The organism is Pseudomonas kulmbachensis, from assembly GCF_963681935.1.
Lineage (GTDB): Bacteria > Pseudomonadota > Gammaproteobacteria > Pseudomonadales > Pseudomonadaceae > Aquipseudomonas > Aquipseudomonas kulmbachensis.
The window spans coordinates 1380782-1405329 of sequence record NZ_OY817088.1 but is presented as its reverse complement, the minus strand read 5'-3'; the positions used below and the strand labels follow the sequence as shown (position 1 = coordinate 1405329).

At 56.8% G+C, this 24548-nt stretch carries 21 protein-coding genes; 5 read left to right on the top strand and 16 right to left on the bottom strand.

Features of this window, described 5'->3' with window-relative positions; translation table 11 throughout:
• Positions 1-118: 118 nt before the first annotated feature.
• Positions 119-1585: a D-alanyl-D-alanine carboxypeptidase/D-alanyl-D-alanine endopeptidase gene (gene dacB, locus U5A05_RS06545; protein WP_261741322.1), complete on the top strand. Its 1467-nt coding sequence runs from the start codon at positions 119-121 to the stop codon at positions 1583-1585.
• A 191-nt stretch (positions 1586-1776) separates the two neighbouring features.
• Here the strand turns inward: dacB and rlmKL are convergent, their stop codons facing one another.
• On the bottom strand, positions 1777-4047 hold the full coding sequence (rlmKL, locus tag U5A05_RS06540; protein WP_321835968.1) for a bifunctional 23S rRNA (guanine(2069)-N(7))-methyltransferase RlmK/23S rRNA (guanine(2445)-N(2))-methyltransferase RlmL: 2271 nt from the start codon (positions 4045-4047) through the stop codon (positions 1777-1779).
• A 181-nt stretch (positions 4048-4228) separates the two neighbouring features.
• Between rlmKL and U5A05_RS06535 the strand changes: the two genes are divergently transcribed.
• On the top strand, positions 4229-4444 hold the full coding sequence (locus U5A05_RS06535) for a hypothetical protein (protein ID WP_321835967.1): 216 nt from the start codon (positions 4229-4231) through the stop codon (positions 4442-4444).
• Positions 4445-4587: 143 nt separating this feature from the next.
• Complete coding sequence (rmf, locus tag U5A05_RS06530) at positions 4588-4803, top strand: ribosome modulation factor (protein WP_261741319.1); 216 nt, start codon at positions 4588-4590, stop codon at positions 4801-4803.
• A gap of 128 nt (positions 4804-4931) precedes the next feature.
• On the opposite strand, the gene U5A05_RS06525 is transcribed toward rmf, so the two are convergent.
• The 9 genes from U5A05_RS06525 to ppsA form a co-directional block, all read right to left on the bottom strand.
• On the bottom strand, positions 4932-5957 hold the full coding sequence (locus U5A05_RS06525; RefSeq protein ID WP_261741318.1) for a quinone-dependent dihydroorotate dehydrogenase: 1026 nt from the start codon (positions 5955-5957) through the stop codon (positions 4932-4934).
• A gap of 122 nt (positions 5958-6079) precedes the next feature.
• Positions 6080-7057, bottom strand: a complete 978-nt coding sequence (locus U5A05_RS06520; RefSeq protein ID WP_261741317.1) for an OmpA family protein — start codon at positions 7055-7057, stop codon at positions 6080-6082.
• A gap of 106 nt (positions 7058-7163) precedes the next feature.
• Entirely contained in the window at positions 7164-7754 is a 591-nt protein-coding gene (sigX, locus tag U5A05_RS06515) for an RNA polymerase sigma factor SigX (RefSeq protein ID WP_029611289.1), read from the bottom strand.
• Between the two features lie 91 nt (positions 7755-7845).
• Positions 7846-8670, bottom strand: a complete 825-nt coding sequence (locus tag U5A05_RS06510) for a mechanosensitive ion channel family protein (protein ID WP_261741316.1) — start codon at positions 8668-8670, stop codon at positions 7846-7848.
• A gap of 2 nt (positions 8671-8672) precedes the next feature.
• Positions 8673-8918: a CrfX protein gene (locus U5A05_RS06505; RefSeq protein ID WP_261741315.1), complete on the bottom strand. Its 246-nt coding sequence runs from the start codon at positions 8916-8918 to the stop codon at positions 8673-8675.
• Between the two features lie 63 nt (positions 8919-8981).
• Positions 8982-9977 (bottom strand): CorA family divalent cation transporter, encoded by a 996-nt coding sequence (locus U5A05_RS06500; RefSeq protein ID WP_321835966.1) that lies wholly within the window; start codon positions 9975-9977, stop codon positions 8982-8984.
• Positions 9978-10001: 24 nt separating this feature from the next.
• Positions 10002-10493, bottom strand: coding sequence for a ribonuclease E activity regulator RraA (gene rraA, locus U5A05_RS06495; protein WP_261741313.1), 492 nt, complete (start codon positions 10491-10493; stop codon positions 10002-10004).
• Between the two features lie 271 nt (positions 10494-10764).
• The gene (locus U5A05_RS06490) at positions 10765-11709 is read right to left on the bottom strand and encodes an alpha/beta fold hydrolase (RefSeq protein WP_321835965.1); all 945 of its coding nucleotides are present in this window, start codon (positions 11707-11709) and stop codon (positions 10765-10767) included.
• 104 nt (positions 11710-11813) lie between these two features.
• Complete coding sequence (gene ppsA, locus U5A05_RS06485; protein WP_261741311.1) at positions 11814-14195, bottom strand: phosphoenolpyruvate synthase; 2382 nt, start codon at positions 14193-14195, stop codon at positions 11814-11816.
• 176 nt (positions 14196-14371) lie between these two features.
• Between ppsA and ppsR the strand changes: the two genes are divergently transcribed.
• Positions 14372-15190, top strand: a complete 819-nt coding sequence (ppsR, locus tag U5A05_RS06480) for a posphoenolpyruvate synthetase regulatory kinase/phosphorylase PpsR (RefSeq protein ID WP_261741310.1) — start codon at positions 14372-14374, stop codon at positions 15188-15190.
• Positions 15191-15296: 106 nt separating this feature from the next.
• On the opposite strand, the gene prpD is transcribed toward ppsR, so the two are convergent.
• The 6 genes from prpD to U5A05_RS06450 form a co-directional block, all read right to left on the bottom strand.
• Entirely contained in the window at positions 15297-16781 is a 1485-nt protein-coding gene (prpD, locus tag U5A05_RS06475) for a 2-methylcitrate dehydratase (RefSeq protein ID WP_321835964.1), read from the bottom strand.
• A 160-nt stretch (positions 16782-16941) separates the two neighbouring features.
• Positions 16942-18132 (bottom strand): 2-methylaconitate cis-trans isomerase PrpF, encoded by a 1191-nt coding sequence (gene prpF / locus U5A05_RS06470; protein WP_321835963.1) that lies wholly within the window; start codon positions 18130-18132, stop codon positions 16942-16944.
• Positions 18133-18179: 47 nt separating this feature from the next.
• Positions 18180-20771, bottom strand: a complete 2592-nt coding sequence (gene acnD / locus U5A05_RS06465) for a Fe/S-dependent 2-methylisocitrate dehydratase AcnD (protein WP_261741307.1) — start codon at positions 20769-20771, stop codon at positions 18180-18182.
• Positions 20772-20846: 75 nt separating this feature from the next.
• Positions 20847-21974, bottom strand: a complete 1128-nt coding sequence (prpC, locus tag U5A05_RS06460; RefSeq protein WP_261741306.1) for a bifunctional 2-methylcitrate synthase/citrate synthase — start codon at positions 21972-21974, stop codon at positions 20847-20849.
• 148 nt (positions 21975-22122) lie between these two features.
• Positions 22123-23010: a methylisocitrate lyase gene (gene prpB, locus U5A05_RS06455; RefSeq protein ID WP_261741305.1), complete on the bottom strand. Its 888-nt coding sequence runs from the start codon at positions 23008-23010 to the stop codon at positions 22123-22125.
• Positions 23007-23726, bottom strand: a complete 720-nt coding sequence (locus U5A05_RS06450) for a GntR family transcriptional regulator (protein ID WP_261741304.1) — start codon at positions 23724-23726, stop codon at positions 23007-23009. Before U5A05_RS06450 ends, prpB begins: the two co-directional genes overlap by 4 nt.
• Positions 23727-24006: 280 nt before the next feature.
• On the opposite strand from U5A05_RS06450, the gene rloA reads away from it, so the two are divergent.
• Positions 24007-24543: a retropepsin-like aspartic peptidase RloA gene (gene rloA / locus U5A05_RS06445; RefSeq protein ID WP_261741303.1), complete on the top strand. Its 537-nt coding sequence runs from the start codon at positions 24007-24009 to the stop codon at positions 24541-24543.
• The last annotated feature ends 5 nt before the right edge of the window (positions 24544-24548 follow it).

Below are 24548 nucleotides of genomic sequence, written 5' to 3'. Positions count from 1 at the left end.
AGGTGGATGCACAAGCCCGACAAGCTTGGGGCATAATGCCGACACTTTTAAGACCATTGAGGGAACTTATTATCATACCCTCTTATTTTTTTCCCTCGCCTGCAGGGTTTTACTTCATATGATCAAATCTTTACGGCCACTGTTTCTTGCCAGCCTGTTTTTGCCACTGGCCTTCGGCGCCAACGCCGCCCCTGTCAACACCACTCTTTCGCCCAAAGTTCAGCAAGCACTCAAGACCAACAAACTGCAGGACGATGCACTGTCTCTTGTCCTGTTGCCACTCAACGGCCCCGGCATCCCAACCGTTTACAACGCCGATGTATCCATGAACCCGGCCTCCACCATGAAGCTGGTGACCACCTACGCCGCTCTGGAAATGCTTGGCCCGACCCATCAATGGAAAACCGAGTTCTACACAGATGGCACCCTGAACAACGGGATCCTGCAAGGCAACCTGTACCTCAAGGGCGGCGGCGATCCCAAGCTCAACATGGAAAAGCTCTGGCTGCTGATGCGCGATCTGCGCGCCAATGGCGTGCAGCAGGTCACCGGCGATCTGGTGCTTGATCGCAACTTCTTCGAACAACCGCAACTCCCGGCATTCAACGACGACGGCAATGACAAGAACAAACCGTTCCTGGTCAAACCCGACTCACTGATGGTCAACCTTAAAGCCCTGCGCTTCGTGGCACGCAACGACTCAGGCAAGGTCCTGATCTCGGTTGAGCCGCCGATTGCCAGCATCAAGATCGACAACCAGGTAAAAGCCCTCAACTCCAAGCAATGCACCGGTGACGTACGCTACAACCCGGTAACGCAAGCTGACGGCTCGGTACTGGTCACCGTCAGCGGACAACTGGCCGATGGCTGCAACTCGCAGACCTATCTGTCACTGCTTGATCATGCGACCTACACCGCTGGAGCGGTACGCGCCATCTGGAAAGAGCTGGGCGGCAGCATTCAGGGCCAGGACCGTCAGGCCAGCGTGCCAAAAAATGCCAAATTGCTGGCGCGGGCCTTCTCGCCAGACTTGGCCGAGATCATTCGCGACATCAACAAGTACAGCAACAACACCATGGCCCAGCAGTTGTTCCTGAGCCTCGGAGCACAGTTCCGCAACGATGCCGACGGTGACGACGCCAAAGCGGCCCAGCGTGTCGTGCGCCAATGGCTAGCGAAGAAAGGCATTACCGCCCCGCACCTGGTCATGGAGAACGGTTCGGGCCTATCGCGGGCCGAGCGCGTCAGTGCCCGTGAAATGGCACAAATGCTCCAGGCAGCCTGGAAAAGCCCCTACGCTGCCGAGTTCATCAGCTCCATGCCGATTGCCGGCAAAGACGGCACCATGCGCAAACGCCTGAAAACCACAGCCATGAACGGCCAGGCACATATCAAGACCGGCACGCTCAATACAGTGCGCGCAATTTCCGGCTTTAGCCGCGACAGCAACGGCAACACATGGGCAGTGGTCGCCATCCTCAACGACCCCCGCCCATGGGGCGCTTCGGCGATTCTCGACCAAGTACTGCTCGACCTGTATCGCCAGCCGCAAGTAGCCAACAGTGCGGTGTCCATCGCGCAATAAGGCGTTTGCCAGGCAATAAAAAAACGCCCCTGATCGCAAGATCAGGGGCGTTTTTTATTGTGGGAGCGAGCCTGCTCGCGATGCAGGCGACTCGGTTAGACGCAAAGCCGAGGTGACGCCATCGCTAGCAGGCTCGCTCCCACTAAAGGCCCACCTCTACAAGAAGCAGGCAGGCCAGCACTCACACACCCTTAGCGGGCCATGATTTTCCAGGCACGGTGGATTTTTCCGTTGCGAGCAAAGTCCGGATCGATAGTGCTGGCAGTAATTTCTTCGACCGCATAACGCGCTTCCAGATTTTCATCGAGGATGAATTTGCGGAAGTTGTTCGAGAAATACAGCACGCCACCCGGCGCCAAACGCGCCATGGCCAGATCCAGCAATTGCACGTGATCGCGCTGCACATCGAAGATGCCTTCCATGCGCTTGGAGTTGGAGAAGGTCGGCGGATCGATAAAGATCAGGTCGTACTCTTCACGGCAGGCATCCAGCCATACCATCACATCGCCCTGCTCCAGGCGGTTCTTGTCCGAGAAGCCGTTCAGGGACAGGTTGCGACGCGCCCAATCCAGATAGGTTTTCGACAAGTCGACGCTGGTAGTGCTACGCGCACCGCCCTTTGCCGCATGCACACTGGCCGTTGCGGTGTAGCAGTACAGGTTGAGGAAGCGCTTGCCTTCAGCTTCTTTCTGAATACGCATGCGCATTGGGCGGTGATCCAGGAACAGACCGGTGTCCAGGTAGTCCGTGAGGTTCACCAGCAGCTTAACGCCGCCTTCATTGACCTCGGTGAACTTGCCCTGAGCACTTTGACGCTCGTACTGCTTGGTGCCGCTCTGACGCTCGCGACGCTTGACGATCACGCGGTTCTTGTCGATGTTCAGCGCCTGCGGAATGGCCGCCAGGGCATCAAACATGCGTTCAGAGGCTTTTACCGGGTCAATTGATTTCGGTGCCACGTATTCCTGGACGTGAACCCAGTCGTGATACAGGTCGATAGCCATCGAGTATTCAGGCATATCGGCATCATATATACGGTAGCAATCGATGCCTTCGCGCTTGACCCACTTGCCCAGTGCCTTGAGATTCTTTTGCAGGCGATTGGCAAACATCTGCCCGCCTTCACTCAAGCGCGGCTGCTCGATCACCACCGGAACCGGCTTGATCGGGTTGCCGTTCTTGTTGAACTTCTCGTACTTGCCTGGCGCTTCGATGTTCGACGGCAGATCCGACTCAGCCTGCTCGCGATCGATCTGACGCTGCTCAGGGGTACGTCGCTCACCCGTCACGAACTGATCCGGCACAACCTTGATCAGCAGCAGCTTGCACGGCAACGCGCCGTTCCAGAACGAATACTGTTTGTGGCTACGGATGCCCATGCGCTTGCCCAGATCCGGGGCACCGGTAAACACCGCAGCCTCCCAGTTCAAACAGGCCTGACGCAGACGCTCACCAAGGTTCTGGTAGAGGTAGAGCAAGCTCGCCTCGTCACCCAGACGTTCGCCGTACGGAGGGTTGCAGATGACCAGGCCTTTCTGGTTCTGGTCCGGGCGCGGCTCAAATGTCGCCACTTCACCCTGGTAGATTTTGATCCAGTGGCTCAGGCCCGCACGTTCGATGTTGTTGCGCGCTGGCTGAATCAGGCGCGGGTCAGCTTCATAACCACGAATCCACAACGGCGGCTTGGCCATACCGGCTTCTGCACGCTCAGTCGCTTCCTGGTGAAGTTTTTTCCAGATGGCCGGCACGTGACCGAGCCAGGCATCAAAACCCCAGTGAATGCGGTTGAGGTTGGGTGCCATGTCGGCTGCAATCATCGCGCCTTCAACCAGGAACGTACCCACACCACACATCGGGTCAGCCAGGGCTGCGCCTTCGGCAGCCAGACGTGGCCAGCCTGCACGAATCAGGATGGCCGCCGCGAGGTTTTCCTTCAGCGGTGCAGCACCTTGCTGCAGACGATACCCACGCTGGTGCAAGCTGTGACCCGACAGATCCAGGGACAAAATCGCCTCACCGCGATCCAGACGCAAATGGATGCGCATGTCGGGGCTGATCTTATCGATGGATGGACGCTCGCCAGACGGCGTACGCAATTTATCGACGATGGCGTCTTTTACTTTCAGGGCGCCAAAGTGGGTGTTGTCGATGCCCGAGCCGTGGCCACTGAATTCAACGGCCAGCGTGCCATCCGGGACCATATGGTCATGCCACTCAATGTCCAGAACGCCGTGGTACAGGTCTTCCGCATCTTTCATCGGGAAGCGCTTGAGCACCAGCAACACACGGTTTGCAAGGCGCGACCACAGACACAAGCGGTAGGCAGTTTCCATATCCGCCATGCCACGAATGGCCGAGGTATGCTCGCGAGCTTCCTCAAGGCCAAGGCCGGTGGCCTCTTCGAGGAGCAGGCCTTCAAGGCCTTTGGGGCAGGTAAGGAAGAGTTCGTAACGATCCGACATGGGATTCCTGGGCTTTTAGCTATCAGTGAGAAGGCAACGCATTGCCTGCTCCGTTTTCAATCAAGCGCTTTTCTTGAAGAGCGCTCGTGTGGCACGAAACTGTGCCATTCCACCGAGGCGTCATTCATGCCCTGAGGCACGAAGAGTTTAGACGCAGAGGCAGGTCATTCATGGAGAAACGATGAGTGATATTCAGACCCTTCGTCGAATAGTGCCCCAGCAAAACAGGCGGACATTCGCAGCAGAGAATGAAACGCATCATCTTTGTAAACACTCGCCCTATCAGGCTTTGGCCGTTTTCGGCGGCGAAAAAACGACCTTACTTATGGCCATAACACCAATATCGTTACGTCCTTATGACAAAACGATCATTCACACGCCTTGGCGCATTGGTTAGAACTCAACACAGGTTATCGCCGCACAGGCCATAACAAAATGCTCGCCACGCCGGCAGCGAGCACACCAACGGCAGAACACTCTGCCCCGACCTCAGTCAGGTCGACGCTAAACAAAACAGTCAACAAGTGAGGGCAATACCCTATGAGAAGACTTAAGCGTGATCCGTTGGAAAAAGCTTTCTTACGCGGATATCAATACGGTGTTAACGGAAAATCCCGTGAGCTTTGCCCTTTTACTCTACCGTCGGTACGCCAAGCCTGGATTAACGGCTGGCGCGAAGGACGCGGCGACAACTGGGACGGTATGACTGGCACTGCGGGCATCCACAAACTCAACGAACTTCACGCCGTCGGCTAACTCTGGGCAAATCCGACATCACCTCTAAGCTGTAACGACTCAACCTTGCCGCCCTATCCAGGCGGCGGGCTTCGGCCCAGGGGCTCCTTAGGGGAGCCCTTTTTATTGCCTGTCTGTTACGTCGCTACTTATTTGCGAGGCAAGGCAGAAATGGCATCGACTGCTTCGCGAATCAAGGCCGGGCCTTTGTAGATAAAGCCCGAGTAGATCTGCACCAGGCTCGCACCCGCAGCGATTTTCTCTGCTGCGTGCTTGCCTTCAGTGATCCCGCCTGCAGCAATGATCGGCATCCGGCCTGCCAGTTCACCTGCCAGCACCTGGACCGTGTGAGTGCTTTTTTCCCGTACTGGCGCACCCGACAAGCCACCCGCCTCGTCACCATGCTCCATACCCTCAACACCCACACGACTCAAGGTGGTGTTGGTGGCAATAACTGCGTCCATACCCGTCTCAAGCAGCGCCTGAGCCACGAGCACGGTTTCTTCGTCAGTCATGTCCGGGGCAATCTTGATCGCCAGCGGTACGCGCTTTCCGTGGCGCTGCGTCAGTTCGTTCTGACGCAACTGCAGGGCTTCGAGCAACTGCTTGAGCGAATCGCCAAATTGCAGGCTGCGCAGACCAGGCGTGTTCGGCGAGCTGACGTTCACCGTCACATAGCTGGCGTGGGCATACACCTTGTCCAGGCAGATCAAGTAGTCATCGACTGCACGCTCCACCGGGGTATCGAAGTTCTTGCCGATATTGATCCCAAGAATGCCCTTGTACTTGGCTGCCTGAACCCGCGTCAGCAAGTGATCAACCCCGAGGTTGTTAAAACCCATGCGATTGATGATTGCCTGCGCTTCAGGCAAGCGGAAAATTCGTGGCTTTGGATTGCCCGGCTGAGGGCGCGGCGTGACCGTGCCAACCTCAACGAAACCAAAGCCCAGCTGTGCAAAACCATCGATGGCTGCACCGTTTTTATCTAGCCCCGCGGCCAGCCCGACCGGGTTCGGAAAATCGAGCCCCATCACCGTCACTGGCAACCTTGCCGGCGCCTTGCACAACAAACCGTTAAGCCCAAGACGGCCGCCCGCACCGATCAAGTCCAAAGACAGATCGTGAGAGGTTTCAGGGGAGAGTTTGAAGAGCAACTGGCGGGCCAGGTTATACATGGGCTGATTGGACTCAAAGGGTAGTTTGAAAAGAACGCAATTATAGCTGTGCGGCCCGCTAAATCACAGGCAAAGAAAAACCCGGCCTAAGCCGGGTTTTTCTGAACAGCCGAGCTAAAAAATTACTTAGCTTCTGCTTGAACGGTAGCTTCTACGCGACGGTTCAGAGCACGGCCTTCTTCAGTTGCGTTGCTTGCAACTGGGTTGGCTTTACCGTGGCCGACTGCGTCTACACGGTTAGCTGCAACACCTTGGTTAACCAGAGCTGCACGAACAGCGTCAGCACGACGCTGCGACAGTTTCTGGTTGTAGGCGTCTGGACCTACGCTGTCAGTGTAACCAGCAACAGTGGTGTTGGTCGCAGGGTACTGCTTCATGAAATCAGCAACGTTGTTGATGTCAGGCATGTACTGCGATTTAACAACCGACTTGTCGAAGTCGAATTTCACGTCAAGTTCAACGCGAACAACTTCAGCGATCGGAGCTTCTGGCTCTGGCTCAGCGATTGGTGCTGGAGCTGGAACTGGAGCAGGAGCTACTTTACCGCCGTTGCCGCCGAAGTTCACACCCAGGCCAACAGTAGGAGCGTAGTCCCACTTGCCGTTGTCCAGTTTGTAGTCAGCTTCAACGCCTGCACGGGCGAACAGGTTGTCAGTGATGTACCACTTAACACCGGCGCCTGCAGTCAGGAAAGTAGAGTGATCGCGACCGCTGTGGCCATCAGCCTCAACGTTGGTCATGCTCTTGTGAGCAACACCACCGGAAACGTATGGACGCAGAGCGTCGCCTACGGTGCCGAAGTGGTACTGAGCGTTCAGACCAAAGTTGTCGCCTTTGATTTTCTGGTTGCCAGTGCCGTCATTCGAACGGGTGTGGTTGGTTTTGTCGTAGGTCAGGTTCAACGAAACGTCGTCGGTCAGGAAGTAACCGATCGATGCGCCTGGGTTGAAGCCGTCTTCTACGTGATTGACGCTGTCGTTGTACTGTTTTTTGTAGAACAGTTCACCCTCGACCGCGCCTTGGCCTTGTGCCAGGGCACCGAACGAAGTTGCGGCTACAAAGGAACCAATGGCAATGCCCAAGGTGTTTTTCAGTTTCATCCGTTAAATCCCCATCTGGTGATTGTAAAGCAGTCCCACATACCGGGGGACAACTCGGCGGCAAGTCTATCAGACCTTGCCTACACGTAGAGCCATTTGCGCTGAACTAAGTTTCAGCAATACCCGCAAATTTCTCACGCAATTTATCTAGAGCGCGCTTGTAACGCATTTTTGTCGCACTCAAACCCATATGCATTATGTCTGCGATTTCCTGAAATTCCAGTTCTGCGACAAAACGCAGCACTAAAATTTCCCGATCAATCGGGTTCACATGCACCAGCCAGCGATCAAGTCCGCCCTTTTCCTCAGGTTTCGGCGCCTTTTCTTCGGACGCTTCCTCGAGGGGGTCAATACTTAATGCGTCCATCAAGCGACGCTTTCGCCGTTCCTTGCGATACTGCGTAATGCATTCGTTGTAAGTGATGCTATATAGCCATGTCTTGAATTTCGATTTGCCTTCGAAATTTTTCAAACCGTACAGCACTTTAAGCATTACTTCCTGACAGACATCATCAGCGTCCCTATCGTTCCCTAAATACCTTGAACAAACGTTGAACAAAGTTCGTTGGTAACGCCGCATAAGCTCTTCATAGGCGCGCGTCACGTGAAACAACTCATCATGCGAGCGCGCCACCAGCTCCTCATCAGAGAGCTCGCGGGGGTCATAGCGCATGGATAGCGATTGGGCTTTATTCAAAACGAGTTGTGCCAACAGTCAGGTCAATGTCCGCCGCAGCCTGTAAATCAAGGCTTTTTCGCGGCGGCGTACATTAGCAGGGTTTGCCGCATCAGCGACTGGTTACGTGCTGTTCCAGCAAGATCCGATTCGAGAGGGAGACTAGCTCACCCTCATCGGTCAGCAACGTGGTTTTAACCGTGCCGATCTCTTCGATCTGCCCTTCGACCCCGCCTACTCGTACTTCCTGCCCAACTTGATACAACTCACGCACATAGATCCCGGCAAGTATCTGCCCCGCAATTTCCCGGCTACCCAGCCCCATTGCCAGAGCAATGGCCAGACCAACGGTAATCAGCACGATCACGATGACATGGTTCAGCAGGTCGGTTTTGACCTCTAGCTGGCTAATAGCCACCGATATACTGATGATAATGACCAGGCCTTGAGTAACCCGACCCAGACCACCGGCGTAATCAAAACCTACACTTTCGGCAGCCCCGCGTACCAGGCCATTGAGCACCTGTGCCAGCAGCACACCGGCCAGCAAGACCAGCAGCGCACCAAAGACCTTGGGCAGATATACCGTCAGCAAGTCCAACGCAGACGACACTCGATCGAGGCCCAGTGACTGCGCCGCCGAAACCAGAAATACCAACAGCACAAACCAGTACACGATTTTGCCGATCAACGTCGAAATCGGCACTTGAATACCGACCCGCGCCAGTATTTTGGTAAGACCCGTCCCGCCCATCAGGCGATCAAGGCCCAATTTGGCGAGCAACTTCGACAGCAGGGCGTCAAGCAGTTTTGCAACCACGAAGCCCAGCAGTACCACGACCAACGCCCCGAAAAGGTTGGGAATAAAGTTGGCAATCTTGGTCCACAAGGCAGTCATTGCCGCGACCAGGCTTTGGGTCCAGACATTCAATTCCATGTTCAATCAGCCTTATCAACAGGACGAGCAGCAGGTTTGCGCCGCGAAACGGGCGCAATATGAGCCGAACCGCTGTTCAAAGCAATCATCAGTGCTTGCACCCAACGCCCCAGCAGACTGAAAAGGTCTCCCGCGCCAACCTGACGGTTAGCGGTTTTCAGTACGCGGCCCAGGCAAGCGTCGTCGTCACGATTTGACGTAGGCGCTTTGAGCATTTCACGTAAAGACTGTTCAAACGGATCGTGCATAAGCACCTCTCGGTAAGTCAGTAAAAGACGCAGGGACTTTTACCGGGGTCACATTCGCCCCACTCAAAGCCATTGCAAGCGGCGATAAAACCACCACTGCCCTGCTCCGATAATCAGCATCACACTGCAGGTCACCGCAAAACCATAAGGGTCATTGGAGAACGGTACGCCCCCCACATTGATCCCCAGCAAACCGGTAATAAAGGTGATCGGCAGGAAGATCCCCGTGAGTACGCCGAAGCGATACATGATGCGGCTCATGCGCACGTTCAAACGCCGGTCTTCAGACTCCAGCACCAGCCCCACACGCTCGCGGGTCAGCTCAAGCTCTTCCAGATAGCGGGTCAGGCTGTTGTTCAATTCGTTCCAGTAGTCGGAATCATCTGCGCTAAACCACGGCAATTTGATACGGGTTAGCTGTCCGAAAATATCCCGCTGCGGGGCCAGAAAACGACGCAAGGCGGCAGCCCTTCGACGAACCTGCAAAATGGAGTTGTGGTCGGGGGTATACCGTTCGTCGGCATCTATCTTATCTTCTTCGTCGTCGACGATTTCTGATAGATCTCCGATCAAATCCTGCACCTTTAACGTCAGGTGCTGGGCCAGATACAGGATCAACTCAGAAGGGGTTTTCGGGCCTTCACCTTGGGAAAACTCACCGAGCAGCTCATCGGTAGCCCGCAACGGACGCATGCGCAGCGAGATAACCCGCTGCGCACTGCCGAAAATACGCAGTGAAACCATGTCTTCCGGCTCTGCACCAGGGTTCAGGTTGACCCCACGCATAAACAGCAGCAGCTCATTGTTGGGCAACGACACCAAGCGCGGACGGGTATTTTCTTCAAGCAGCAAATCACAGCTGAAATCACTTAAACCGCTCGAATCACGGAGCCAGCTCTGGGTCTGCGGGTGACTGCGATCCCAGTGCAACCAGACACTTTCGTGAGGCTGCAACTGCAGATCGTTCAGTTCGGTACGTGCAATCGCACGCGCACCGCCTTCCCCATCCAACACCAGCGCATGCACCAGCCCCCATTGAGCGTTTTCGTCCTCAAACATCCGTGATCCTTAGTAGTAATACGTTTAGCCCGGCATTTTCAGAGCAGTTGGCGAAATGATAACGCCATTGTTGTCGGCATAAATGAATTCTCCGGGGCGGAACGTGACGCCGGCAAACGTCACCGGCACATTCACATCACCCACACCGCGCCTGACGCTCTTGAGCGGATGACTGGCCAAGGCCTGCACTCCGAGATCAGTTTGAGCGAGCACATCGACATCGCGGATACAGCCGTAAATCACTATGCCTTCCCAGCCATTTTTCGCGGCCCTCTCGGCAATCATGTCGCCCAGCAAGGCGTGGCGCAGAGAGCCTCCACCATCCACTACCAGCACTTTGCCCTGACCCTCGAGCTCTGCCTGTTCCTTGACCCGGGAGTTGTCCTCGAAACACTTGATGGTCACGATCTCTCCACCAAAGGAGTCGCGCCCGCCAAAGTTGCTGAACATCGGTTCAAGCACCTGTACCAACTCAGGGTAGGCATCGCACAGATCGGGAGTGATGTAGTGATTCACGGGAAATCTCCTGTTCAGGGTGGGCACAACAGTGAAAACAACGGTAGCACTATGGTTATAGACGCTTTGGTGAAGGCTGGCTTTATAGATTCACAGCACCCCACCATGAGAGCCAGTTTGGATTAAAGCAACAAAGTATGACCAAACTCGCTAATCGCGTCACAAATCAACCACTCTTGTGGGAGCGAGCCCGCTCGCGAAAGTCGTTCGCCAGCAGGCTCGCTCCCACGGTTGAAATTTTCTGTTACTCCTGCCTGCGAAGCAGCAGCGACTACAGCTCGCTCAACCAATTACGCACCAACGGCCACACTTCTTGCTGAGCGGGCTGGCTGACCAGCATTCCGACATGACTGAAGTCAGAGCTGAAACCGTGCTCACGCCCTAGGCACACGAACTTGCGCTGCTCTGAACCCAATTGATCGAACAACTTTCGGCATGCCCACTCCGGTGTTTGCCGATCACCCACAGCGGCCACCACCAGAGCGGGTACCTGAACCTCGGCCAACCCTGCCCACCAGTCTTGCTCGGCGTCCTTGAAACGCCCCATAAAGCCATTCCAGCGCAAGGCTTCCAGAGCGATGCTGATCGGCTCATCTTCCGGCCCACGCTTAAGCCGCGTACCTGATAGCTGCTTGAAGCGCTTCAACAACAAATAAGCGCCCCACTGCACCGGCGGAATTTTCAGCGACCAATAGCGGCGATTGATCTGGCAGCCGAAGAACGCTGCCGACGCCACGTCCTTATCGTTCAGGTATTGCCCCCCGAGAGCCGCGGCCAAACTGATGGCGCCCTGGGAATGACCAATCCAGTGCGGAACCTGACCGCTCAACTCGCGCACAAATGCCACGATGGCAGGCAAATCGTAGCGAGCGTAATCCGCCACGCGGTTTTTGCCCCAGGCAATATTGCGCGACGAAAGACCGTGACCGCGCATTTCAGGCAGCCACACATCAAACCCGGCACGAGCCAAAAACGCCCCGAGCCCCACGCCTTTAGGCGAGTACCAGAAACGTCGATTGGAAAAGCTGCCATGTAACAGGATGACCGGCACGCCCCGCACTTGGCTATCGTCGGCCATGCCCAGTCGAGTCACCACCAGCTCAACGGAAATATCCGGGCTGTTGGCGGGTTTCAAGCGATAAACGTCTTCGCTCAAATCGCCCCGACGCTCAGCGCTAATCAGGGCAACGGGAAAAAGGAGACTGCTGCTTTGCATAATGCTCTTGCACAAAAAAGGGCGACTTCACTCAGGAACTCGCCCTACCACTGCTTATAAAGAGCAGAGCAGCCGTGTGGCTGCCCTGCCCCTCTCTCAACGACTTATGCCTGAGCCTGAGCCTGACCTTCTGCCAGGAAGAACCAGGTTTCCAGCACGCTGTCCGGGTTCAGGGAAACACTTTCAATGCCCTGCTCCATCAACCACAGCGCCAGATCCGGGTGATCGGACGGGCCCTGGCCGCAAATACCGATGTATTTGCCAGCCTTGTTGCACGCCTGAATGGCGTTGGACAGAAGCTTTTTGACCGCAGGATTGCGCTCGTCAAACAGATGCGCGATCACACCGGAGTCACGATCCAGCCCCAAGGTCAGCTGAGTCAGGTCGTTGGATCCGATGGAGAAGCCGTCGAAGAATTCAAGGAACTCTTCAGCCAGAATCGCGTTGGACGGCAATTCACACATCATGATGATGCGCAGACCGTTTTCGCCGCGTTTCAGACCGTTTTCAGCCAGCAGATCGATCACCTGGCTCGCTTCACCCAAGGTGCGTACGAACGGCACCATGATTTCAACGTTGGTAAAGCCCATCTCGTTGCGTACGCGCTTGAGCGCACGGCACTCCAGCTCGAAGCAATCGCGGAAGTTTTCGCTGATGTAACGCGAAGCACCACGGAAGCCCAGCATCGGGTTTTCTTCTTCCGGCTCGTAGAGCTTGCCGCCGATCAAGTTGGCGTATTCGTTGGACTTGAAGTCCGACAGACGCACAATCACTTTCTTCGGGGTAAACGCGCCAGCCAAGGTGCTGATGCCTTCAACCAGTTTTTCAACGTAGAAGCCAACCGGATCGTTGTAGCCCGCGATGCGCTTGTCGACGCTGTCCTTGATTTCCTGCGGCAGACCGTCGTAGTTCAGCAGCGCCTTGGGGTGCACACCGATCATGCGGTTGATGATGAACTCAAGGCGGGCCAGGCCCACACCGGCGTTCGGCAGTTGCGCGAAGTCAAACGCACGATCCGGGTTGCCGACGTTCATCATGATCTTGAACGGCAGATCAGGCATGGCATCCACGGAGTTTTTCTTGATATCGAAGCCCAACTCGCCTTCGAAAATAAAGCCCGTATCGCCTTCAGCACACGAAACAGTAACGCCCTGGCCGTCTTTCAACAGCTGGGTCGCGTTGCCGCAGCCCACCACAGCCGGGATACCCAGCTCGCGAGCGATAATTGCCGCATGGCAGGTACGACCACCACGGTTGGTCACGATGGCGCTGGCACGCTTCATTACCGGTTCCCAGTCCGGGTCGGTCATGTCCGACACCAACACATCGCCCGGCTGGACCTTGTCCATTTCCGACACATCTTTAATGATGCGAACCTTGCCCGCACCAATACGCTGGCCAATGGCGCGACCTTCAGCGAGCACGGTGCCGGTTTCCTTGAGCAGGTAACGCTCCATGACGTTACCGGTGCTGCGGCTTTTCACGGTTTCAGGACGTGCCTGAACGATGTACAGCTTGCCGTCATCACCGTCTTTGGCCCACTCGATGTCCATCGGGCACTTGTAGTGCTTTTCGATGATCATCGCTTGTTTGGCCAGTTCGCTGACTTCAGCGTCGGTCAGACAGAAACGTGCACGATCGGCTTTGTCTACGTCGATCACCTTGACCGATTTACCGGCCGTGGCTTCGGCGCCGTAAATCATCTTGATGGCTTTGCTGCCCAGGTTGCGACGCAAAATCGCCGGGCGGCCCGCTTCCAGAGTTTGTTTGTGGACGTAGAACTCGTCCGGGTTTACCGCGCCTTGTACGACGGTTTCACCTAGGCCGTAGGCGCCGGTGATAAACACTACATCACGGAAGCCCGACTCAGTGTCCAGGGTGAACATCACGCCAGCGGTGCCGGTTTCAGAGCGCACCATGCGCTGCACGCCTGCCGACAGGGCGACCAGTTTGTGGTCGAAGCCCTGGTGCACGCGGTAAGAAATCGCACGGTCGTTGAACAAGGAGGCAAATACTTCCTTGGCCGCACGAATCACGTTTTCAACGCCACGAATGTTCAGGAAAGTTTCTTGTTGACCGGCAAAGGACGCATCCGGCAAGTCTTCGGCGGTAGCCGAGGAACGCACGGCAACAGCCATGTCCGGGTTGCCTTGGGACAGGGTGGCAAAGGCGGTACGAATTTCGGCGTTAAGCTTCTCCGGGAACTCGGCTTCCATGATCCATTTACGGATCTGGGCACCTGTTTTTGCCAAAGCATTAACGTCATCAACATCCAGCGCATCCAGCGCAGCATGGATCTGGTCGTTCAAACCACTCAGCTCAAGAAAATCACGATATGCCTGAGAAGTAGTGGCGAAGCCACCGGGAACTGAAACACCAGCGCCTGCAAGATTACTGATCATCTCGCCGAGGGATGCGTTCTTGCCCCCCACGTGCTCTACATCATGGACGCCGAGCTTATCGAGGGAAACTACGTACTCTACCAAGGTGATCTCTCCACTAACTGTGTTGGAAAAGCTCAGGGCGCTGGACCCTCATCATGAGGCATCGCAGCGATTGTGGCCTGGACCCGGAAAATAAGTGACACTGCCTGCCATGTAGCGCGACAAAATCGCGCCTATCATATCCAAGAATCGTCACCAGCTTAAGGGCCTAGGCGCAAATGAAACGATCTGCTTTCTTTATCTCCGATGGCACCGGCATTACGGCCGAAAACCTCGGTCAAAGTTTGTTGGCACAATTCGAAAATGTGACCTTCAGCAAGTTCACACGCCCCTATATAGACAGCGTGGAAAAAGCCCGGGCGATGGTACAACAAATCGATAACGCCGCCGAAAAAGACGGCTTTAGCCCGATAATTTTCGACACTATCGTCAATCAGGACATTCGCGAGATCCTCGCCACGTCCAATGGTTTCATGATCGACATCTTCTCCAGCTTCCTGGCGCCACTGGAACAGGCACTGGGTGAGCACTCCTCCTACTCGGTGGGTAAATCCCACTCTATCGGGCATAACTCCAACTATATGGAGCGTATCGAGGCGGTGAACTTTGCCCTCGACAACGACGACGGCGCCCGCACTCACAAATATGACAAGGCCGACCTGATTCTGGTGGGCGTATCGCGTTGCGGTAAAACCCCAACCTGCCTGTATATGGCCATGCAATTCGGCATCCGTGCAGCCAACTACCCGCTGACCGATGACGATATGGAAAACCTCAAGCTGCCTGCGGCCCTGCGCGAGCACAAACACAAGCTGTTTGGCCTGACCATCGACCCGGACCGCTTGACGGCCATTCGTAACGAGCGCAAGCCCAACAGCCGCTATTCCAGTTTTGCCCAGTGCGAATTTGAAGTCCGCGAAGTAGAGCGCCTGTTCCAGCGCGAAAACATCCCGCACATCAACTCCACACACTTCTCGGTAGAAGAAATCTCGGCCAAGATCCTGGTCGAAAAAGGCGTGGAGCGGCGCTTCAAGTAATCGCAGCACTGCCTGCGTGTAGCCGCTGCCGCAGGCTGCGATGGGGTGCGCAGCGCCCTGAAGCTCCTTCGGCCCTTATCGCAGCCTTCGGCAGCGGCTACAAAATTCAAATCACCAGCAGGTCCACAAACCGGTTAACCGGCATCGCCTCCAACGCAGCCTGGTCCTTGCACAGCGCGAAAATTTCAGCACAACGCTGACCCACGAAACGGGTCGCCAAATTGGCCTTGAACTTGTCTTCCAGCAATGGAATCCCTTCTGCCCGACGCCGGCGATGGCCAATTGGATACTCCACCACCACTTGCTCAGTGCAGGTGCCATCGGAGAAAAACACCTGAATCGCATTGGCGATCGAGCGCTTATCGGCCTCCAGATACTCGCGGGTGTAGCGCGGATCTTCGACCACTACCATCTTCTCGCGCAACTCATCGATGATCGGATGCGCCGCGTGAAAGTCATCTTCATATTGCTCGGCTACCAGATTGCCAAAGGCCAGCGGCACGGCCGTCATGTATTGAATGCAATGATCCCGGTCCGCTGCGTTGGCCAATTTGCCTTGCTTGGAAATGATCCGAATCGCCGATTCATGGGTTGTAATCACGATTTTTTCGATTTCATGCAGACGATTCCTGACCTGCGGATGCAGCGTCACCGCCGCTTCGCACGCCGTCTGCGCATGGAACTCGGCCGGAAAGCTGATCTTGAACAGCACGTTTTCCATTACATACGTGCCATAGGGCTGGCTCAGACTGAACTGGCGCTGACCTTCGGGCTTGAGCGCCAGATCCTTGTTGGTATGACTGAACAGCACATCGTAAAAACCCCACTGCGGTGCCGTAAGCACCCCGGGAACCCCCATCTCGCCTCGCAGCGCGATATCGGCTAAGCGCACGCCGCGACTTGACGCATCCCCGGCTGCCCAGGATTTGCGCGACCCCGCGTTCGGCGCATGACGATAGGTACGCAGTGCCTGCCCATCCACAAAAGCGTGGGACAAGGCCGACAGCAACTGCTCGCGATTGGCCCCCATCAGCTTGGCGCAGACCGCCGTTGAGGCGACCTTGACCAGCAACACATGGTCCAGACCGACACGGTTGAAGGAGTTTTCCAGGGCAATCACGCCCTGAATCTCATGGGCCATGATCATGGCTTCGAGCACTGCCCGTACCGTAAGCGGCGCTTCTCCATTGGCTACACGCTTTTGCGACAGGTGATCGGCCACCGCCAGAATACCGCCCAGGTTGTCCGAAGGATGCCCCCACTCCGCCGCCAGCCAGGTGTCGTTGTAATCCAGCCAACGCACGATGCAGCCAATGTCCCATGCAGCCTTGACCGGGTCGAGACGATGCGAAGTACCCGGCACCCGTGCACCAAACGGCACCACCGTACCCTCGACAATCGGCCCCAGGTGTTTGGTGCACTCCGGGAAACGCAACGCCAGCAGGCCGCAGCCCAAGGTGTCCATCAGGCAGTTGCGCGCGGTGTTAAGGGCTTCGGGAGAGGTAATTCTGTAGGTCAGGACATAATCGGCTATGTCCTGCAAAACCTGGTCATAGTCCGGGCGGTTGTTGAGGTCGACGTTGGCGCTCATGGGGTTTCTCCAAAGAGTGGGTAAGTGTCGTGTTCCATCCTCAGGGTCATCGTGCTTTTGCGGGTCTGGAGTGCCCGCTTGATGTATCCAAATCAAAAGCCCTCACCCCAATCCTTTCCCAAAGGGAGAGGATTGGGGTGAGGGCAAAGGATTCACGCATTCAAAACGAATCGCCCGGCACTCGCACCCAGCCTTCCATCAAGACTCGCGCGCTGCGGCTCATGATGGCTTTGGTCACGACCCATTCGCCATTGACCTGCCGTGCTTCAGCGCCCACGCGCAAGGTGCCCGACGGATGTCCGAAGCGCACGGCACTGCGTAACTCGCCGCCCGCAGCCAGATTGACCAGCGTGCCTGGAATCGCCGCCGCCGTACCGATTGCCACCGCAGCAGTGCCCATCATCGCGTGGTGCAACTTGCCCATCGACAAGGCCCGCACCAGCAAGTCCACGTCCTGTGCCGCCACCGGCTTGCCGCTGGATGACACATAAGCCACTGGCGGTGCCACAAACGCGACCTTGGGCGTGTGCTGGCGCTTGGCGGCATCTTCAAGCTTGTCGATCAGACCCATGCGCAACGCGCCGTGAGCGCGAATGGTTTCGAACATGGCCAAGGCTTTCGGATCGCTGTTGATGTCGTTTTGCAGTTCAGCACCGGTGTAACCGATGTCCCGCGCATTAACGAAAATCGTCGGAATCCCGGCATTGATCATGGTTACGTTCAAGGTGCCCACACCCGGCACTTCAAGGTCATCTACCAGATTGCCAGTCGGGAACATCGAACCACCTGCGCCCTCTTCATCCGCCGCAGGGTTAAGGAACTCCAGCTGAACTTCGGCTGCCGGAAAGGTCACGCCATCGAGTTCAAAACCACCGGTTTCCTGCACCGCACCGTCAGTGATCGGTACATGGGCAATGATGGTTTTGCTGATATTGGCCTGCCAGATACGCACCACAGCCGTACCGTTAAGCGGAATTCGGCTGGCATCCACCAGACCGCTGCTGACGGCAAACGAGCCCACGGCCGCCGACAGGTTGCCGCAGTTGCCGCTCCAGTCCACGAAAGGCTTGTCGATCGCTACCTGACCGAACAGGTAGTCCACGTCATGATCGGCGTGCAGGCTTTTGCTTACGATCACGGTTTTGCTGGTGCTGGAAGTCGCCGCGCCCATGCCGTCAATTTGCTTTTCATAGGGATCGGGGCTGCCGATTACCCGCAACAGCAAGGCATCACGGGCCGCACCCGGCACTTGGGCCACGGCCGGCAAGTCGAGCAGACTGAAAAACACGCCTTTACTGGTGCCTCCGCGCATGTAAGTCGCGGGGATTTTGATTTGCGCTGCATAGGCCATAAAGCACAGTCCTGTTAAGGCCGGGGCACAGGGCCCCGGCGCAGTGATCACGCGGTGGCTGATTCCAGGAAGTCCTGGGCAAAGCGCTGCAACACGCCGCCCGCTTCATAGATCGAAACTTCTTCAGCCGTGTCCAGACGGCAAGTCACGGGCACTTCGACCCGCTCGCCATTTTTGCGGGTAATCACCAGGGTCAGCGTGGCACGCGGAGTGCGCTCGCCGATCACGTCGTAGGTTTCGCTGCCGTCGATCTGCAGGGTTTTACGGTTGGTACCCGGCATAAATTCCAGCGGCAATACACCCATACCTACAAGATTGGTGCGGTGAATACGCTCAAAGCCTTCAGCAGCAATGGCTTCGACACCCGCCAGGCGCACACCTTTGGCCGCCCAGTCACGGGAAGAGCCCTGGCCGTAGTCGGCGCCCGCAATGATGATCAGCGGTTGCTTGCGTTCCATGTAGGTTTCAATGGCCTCCCACATGCGCATCACCTGGCCTTCGGGCTCAAGTCGGGTCAGCGAGCCCTGCTTGACCTTGCCGTCCTCGATCACCATTTCATTGAACAGTTTCGGGTTGGCAAAGGTTGCGCGCTGGGCGGTCAAATGGTCGCCACGGTGAGTGGCGTAAGAGTTGAAGTCGACTTCCGGCAGGCCCATTTTCGCCAGGTACTCGCCTGCAGCGCTGTCGAGCATGATGGCGTTGGACGGCGACAAGTGGTCGGTGGTGATGTTGTCCGGCAGCACTGCCAGTGGGCGCATGCCTTTGAGTGGACGCGCACCGGCCAGCGCACCTTCCCAATACGGAGGACGGCGGATGTAAGTGCTCTGCGGGCGCCAGTCATACAGCGGCTCGACTTTCGGACCGGTGTCTTCGTGAATGGCGAACATCGGGATATACACCTTGCGGAACTGCTCCGGCTTGACCGCAGCCTTGACCACGGCGTCGATTTCTTCGTCGCTCGGCCAGATGTCTTTCAGGCGGATTTCCTTGCCGTCGGCATCCAGGCCCAGCACGTCTTTTTCGATATCGAAACGGATGGTCCCGGCAATCGCATAGGCCACCACCAGCGGTGGCGAGGCGAGAAACGCCTGCTTGGCGTACGGGTGAATTCGCCCGTCAAAGTTGCGGTTACCCGACAGTACGGCGGTGGCGTACAGGTCGCGATCGATGATTTCCTGCTGAATAACCGGGTCCAGTGCGCCGGACATACCGTTGCATGTAGTGCAGGCAAACGCCACTACACCAAAGCCCAACTTCTCCAGTTCGTGGGTCAAGCCGGCTTCGTCGAGGTACAGGGCAACGGTTTTTGAGCCTGGCGCCAGCGAGGTTTTGACCCACGGCTTGCGAGCCAGACCGAGCTTGTTGGCGTTGCGTGCCATCAGCCCCGCAGCAATCACGTTGCGCGGGTTGCTGGTGTTGGTGCAACTGGTGATGGCCGCGATGATCACCGCGCCGTCGGGCATTTGCCCCGGCACGTCGTCCCATTGACCGGCGATGCCCTTGGCGGCCAGATCGGAGGTTGCGACGCGAGCGTGCGGGTTGCTCGGGCCAGCCATGTTGCGCACCACGGATGACAGATCAAAGCTCAGATTACGCTCGTATTGCGCGCCCTTGAGGCTGTCGCCCCACAGGCCGCTGACCTTGGCATAGTTTTCTACAAGCTGCACTTGCTGGTCTTCGCGACCGGTCAGTTTGAGGTAGTCGATGGTTTGCTGGTCGATGTAGAACATCGCTGCCGTGGCGCCGTATTCCGGGGCCATGTTGGAGATGGTTGCACGGTCGCCCAGGGTCAGCGCGGCGGCGCCTTCACCGAAGAACTCCAGCCAGGCACCGACCACTTTTTGCTGGCGCAGGAACTCGGTCAGTGCCAGCACCATATCGGTGGCGGTAATGCCCGGTTGCAGCTTGCCGGTCAGCTCAACACCGACGATTTCCGGCAGGCGCATCCACGAAGCACGGCCAAGCATCACGCTTTCAGCTTCAAGGCCGCCGACCCCAATGGCGATCACGCCCAGGGAGTCGACGTGCGGGGTGTGACTGTCAGTGCCCACGCAGGTGTCCGGGAAGGCCACGCCGTCGCGCACCTGGATCACCGGAGACATTTTCTCCAGGTTGATCTGGTGCATGATGCCGTTGCCTGGCGGGATCACGTCGACGTTTTTAAAGGCCTTTTTGGTCCACTCGATAAAGTGGAAACGGTCTTCGTTACGACGATCTTCGATGGCGCGGTTCTTTTCAAACGCTTCGGGGTCGTAACCGCCGCATTCCACCGCCAGCGAGTGATCGACGATCAGTTGGGTCGGCACCACCGGGTTGACCTGGGCCGGGTCACCGCCTTGCTGGGCGATGGCGTCACGCAAACCGGCGAGGTCGACCAGCGCGGTCTGGCCCAGAATGTCGTGGCACACCACGCGTGCCGGGAACCATGGAAAGTCGAGATCGCGCTTGCGATCAATCAACTGGCTCAGCGAGGCATTCAGGGTTGCCGGATCACAGCGGCGCACCAGGTTTTCGGCCAGTACGCGGGAGGTGTAAGGCAGGGTGTCGTAAGCGCCGGGCTTGATCGCATCGACTGCCGCGCGGGTGTCGAAGTAATCCAGCCGGGTGCCCGGTAGTGTTTTGCGAAATTCAGTATTCATTGGCGCAGGACTCGATCACGGTAGTTACAAAAGGGGGAGCTGGCTTGCGCAATCAGCGCAAGCCAGCTTCCTCACTCAGCGACGCTCGATTGGCACGAACTTGCGCTGTTCTACGCCGATGTACTCGGCGCTCGGACGGATGATGCGGTTGTTGGCGCGCTGTTCGAACACATGCGCAGCCCAGCCGGTGAGGCGTGAGCAGACAAAGATCGGAGTGAACAGCTTGGTCGGGATGCCCATGAAGTGGTACGCCGAGGCATGGTAGAAGTCGGCGTTGGGGAACAGCTTCTTTTGCTCCCACATGGTCTTGTCGATTGCTTCGGAAACCTTGAACAACACGGTGTCGCCCACTTCGTCTGCCAGTTTTTTCGACCAGCCCTTGATCACCTCGTTACGCGGATCGCTGTCTTTGTAGATCGCGTGGCCAAAGCCCATGATCTTGTCCTTGCGCGCCAGCATGCCGAGGGTGCCTTCCACCGCCTCTTGCGCAGAACCGAAGCGCTCGATCATTTCCATAGCTGCTTCGTTGGCGCCACCATGCAACGGGCCGCGCAGCGAACCGATGGCTGCCGTGATGCACGAGTACAGATCGGACAGGGTCGATGCACACACCCGCGCGGTGAAGGTCGAGGCGTTGAATTCGTGCTCGGCGTAGAGGATCAGCGACACGTTCATCACTTTAACGTGCAACTCGCTCGGCTTCTTGTCGTGCAGCAAGTGCAGGAAGTGGCCACCGATGGACTCTTCGTCGGTCACGCAGTTGATACGTTTGCCATCGTGGCTGAAGCGATACCAGTAGCACATGATCGCCGGGAAAGCGGCCAGCAGTCGGTCGGTCTTGTCATGCTGCTCGGAGAAGTCTTTCTCCGGCTCGATGTTGCCCAGGAACGAACATCCGGTGCGCATCACGTCCATCGGGTGAGCGTCAGCGGGAATGCGCTCCAGCACTTCTTTCAGTGCTTGTGGCAGATCTCGCAGCTTTTGCAGTTTGGTCGTGTATGCAGCCAATTCGGCTTTGGTAGGCAGTTCGCCGTACAGCAGCAGGTAAGCCACTTCCTCAAAGCGGGCATCGGCTGCCAGTTCGCGTACGTCATATCCACGATAAGTGAGGCCCGCGCCTTCCTGACCTACGGTGGACAGGGCTGTTTGCCCGGCGACCTGGCCGCGTAACCCGGCACCACTCAATACTTTTGCTTCGGCCATTGCGCTTCTCCAATCTTGAATTTGTTAGGGATTCGGCAACTACTTGATTCAATACATACCACTGTGGGAGCGAGCCTGCTCGCGAACGTCGTCAATACCAGCGTTAACTTCGCGAGCAGGCTCGCTCCCACAGGATCACCGTGTTCTGTTACTTCTTCGCGGCAAACACCGCATCGAGCTTCTGCTCAAACGAGTGGTAGTTGATCGCGTCATACAGCTCCATGCGGGTTTGCATGGTGTCGATCACATTTTGCTGGGTGCCGTCGCGGCGGATGGCGGAGTACACATTTTCGGCCGCCTTGTTCATCGCACGGAATGCCGACAGCGGGTACAGCACCAGCGATACGTCAGCGCCAGCCAGTTGTTCAGTGGTGTACAGCGGCGTTGCACCGAACTCGGTGATATTGGCCAGGATCGGTGCCTTCACCCGGTTGGCGAACAGCTTGTACATCTCGAGTTCGGTAATGGCTTCCGGGAAGACCATGTCCGCGCCCGCTTCAACGCAGGCTGCTGCACGTTCCAGCGCAGACTCCAGGCCTTCCACCGCCAGCGCATCGGTACGTGCCATGATCACGAAGCTGTCATCGGTGCGCGCATCGACCGCAGCTTTAATACGGTCGACCATCTCTTGCAGCGAGACGATTTCCTTGTTCGGGCGATGGCCGCAACGCTTGGCACCCACCTGATCTTCGATATGAATCGCTGCAGCGCCAAACTTGATCATCGATTTGACGGTACGCGACACGTTGAAGAACGAGGAGCCAAAGCCGGTATCCACGTCTACCAGCAGCGGCAGATCACATACATCGGTAATGCGCCGTACATCAGTCAGTACATCGTCCAGGCCAGTAATACCCAGGTCCGGCACGCCCAAAGACCCTGCCGCGACGCCACCACCCGACAGGTAGATCGCCTTGAAACCGGCACGCTGGGCCAGCAACGCGTGATTGGCGTTGATCGCGCCCACCACCTGCAAAGGATGCTCACTGGCGACTGCATCACGGAAACGCTGGCCTGGACTGTTCTTATTGCTCATGACTCACCTCGTGGAGTGGCTGTCTGCTGGGCGTCTTGATAGTGACGCGCAATATTGCGTTTCGAGGCGCCGATATGTCGGCGCATCAACAACTCGGCCAATTCGCCGTCGCGATCGGCAATGGCATCGAGAATACGGTGATGCTCGGCAAACGCCTGATGCGGGCGATTGGGCGTAGTGGAGAACTGGATGCGGTACATGCGCACCAATTGATACAACTCGCCGCAGAGCATTTGCGTCAGGGTGCGGTTGCCGCTGCCCTGAATAATCTTGTAATGAAAATCGAAGTCGCCTTCCTGCTGGTAGTAGCCGACACCGGCCTGAAACGCCTCGTCGCGCTCATGGGTTTCAAGTACCTGGCGCAACTCGGCGATGTCTTCATCGCTCATGCGTTCAGCAGCCAAGCGACAGGCCATGCCTTCAAGGGATTCGCGAATTTCGTAGAGTTCAATCAGCTCTGCGTGGCTCAGCGACACGACCCGAGCACCGACATGGGGCACCCGCACCAGCAAGCGCTGGCCTTCAAGGCGGTGAATGGCTTCGCGCAAAGGCCCTCGGCTGATGCCGTAGGTACGCGCCAGTTCAGGTTCGGAGATTTTGCTGCCGGGGGCGATTTCGCCTTTGACAATAGCCGCCTGAATACGCCGAAAGACGTTCTCGGAAAGGGTTTCCGAATCGTCCTGAGGGATCATGGCTGGCTCTAGTGCTTGCAGCATATTGTCGACACCTTGCAAATCAATAGTGCCAAAACTAGCCATTTCGACCTTACTAGTCAAAGAATAAATAGATATTGTCGACAATCGTCTAATAAGACCTTGGTCGGACCCGCAGGACTTCCCCCTGTACAAAGCACCCCGGCGCTGGCGTCATAAAACCATCATGTTAGAATGCCGACCGCATCCGCCCTGCTCTCATCCATAGAGCAGCCGCACGAGGAAACTTGCTCTGTACTGCCAGTGCCTTGAACTGAAGATTGCAAGAGACGTGCACCGATTTATGAAATTTGCCCCCTTCTACATCCTCGCTTGCCTGCTGTGTGTACCGGGCTTGAGCCTGGCTGGCGAAAAAACCGTGTATGGCCTCAATGAATACGCCGAACTGGCAGGCATAGATCTGCAAGTGGCTGCCAAACTCGACACCGGAGCCAAAACCGCCTCACTCAGTGCCCGTGACATCAAGCGCTTCAAACGTGATGGCGAGAGCTGGGTACGTTTCTACCTGGCCATCGATGATGCCCACTCGCACCCTATCGAACGGCCGCTGGCACGCGTCAGCAAGATCAAGCGCCGCTCGGGTGACTACGACCCGCAGGCGGACAAGAACTACACCTCACGCCCGGTTATTGCCCTGGAAATTTGCATGGGCAAGGCTTTGCGCACCATCGAAGTGAACTTGACCGATAGAAGTGCGTTCCAATACCCGCTGTTGATCGGCTCCGAAGCGCTAAAACGCTTTGATGCGCTGGTTGACCCAAGTCTTAAATACGCTGCTGGCAAACCTGCCTGCGTCGCTAACGCTCAAACCGCAGAGTAATTGAA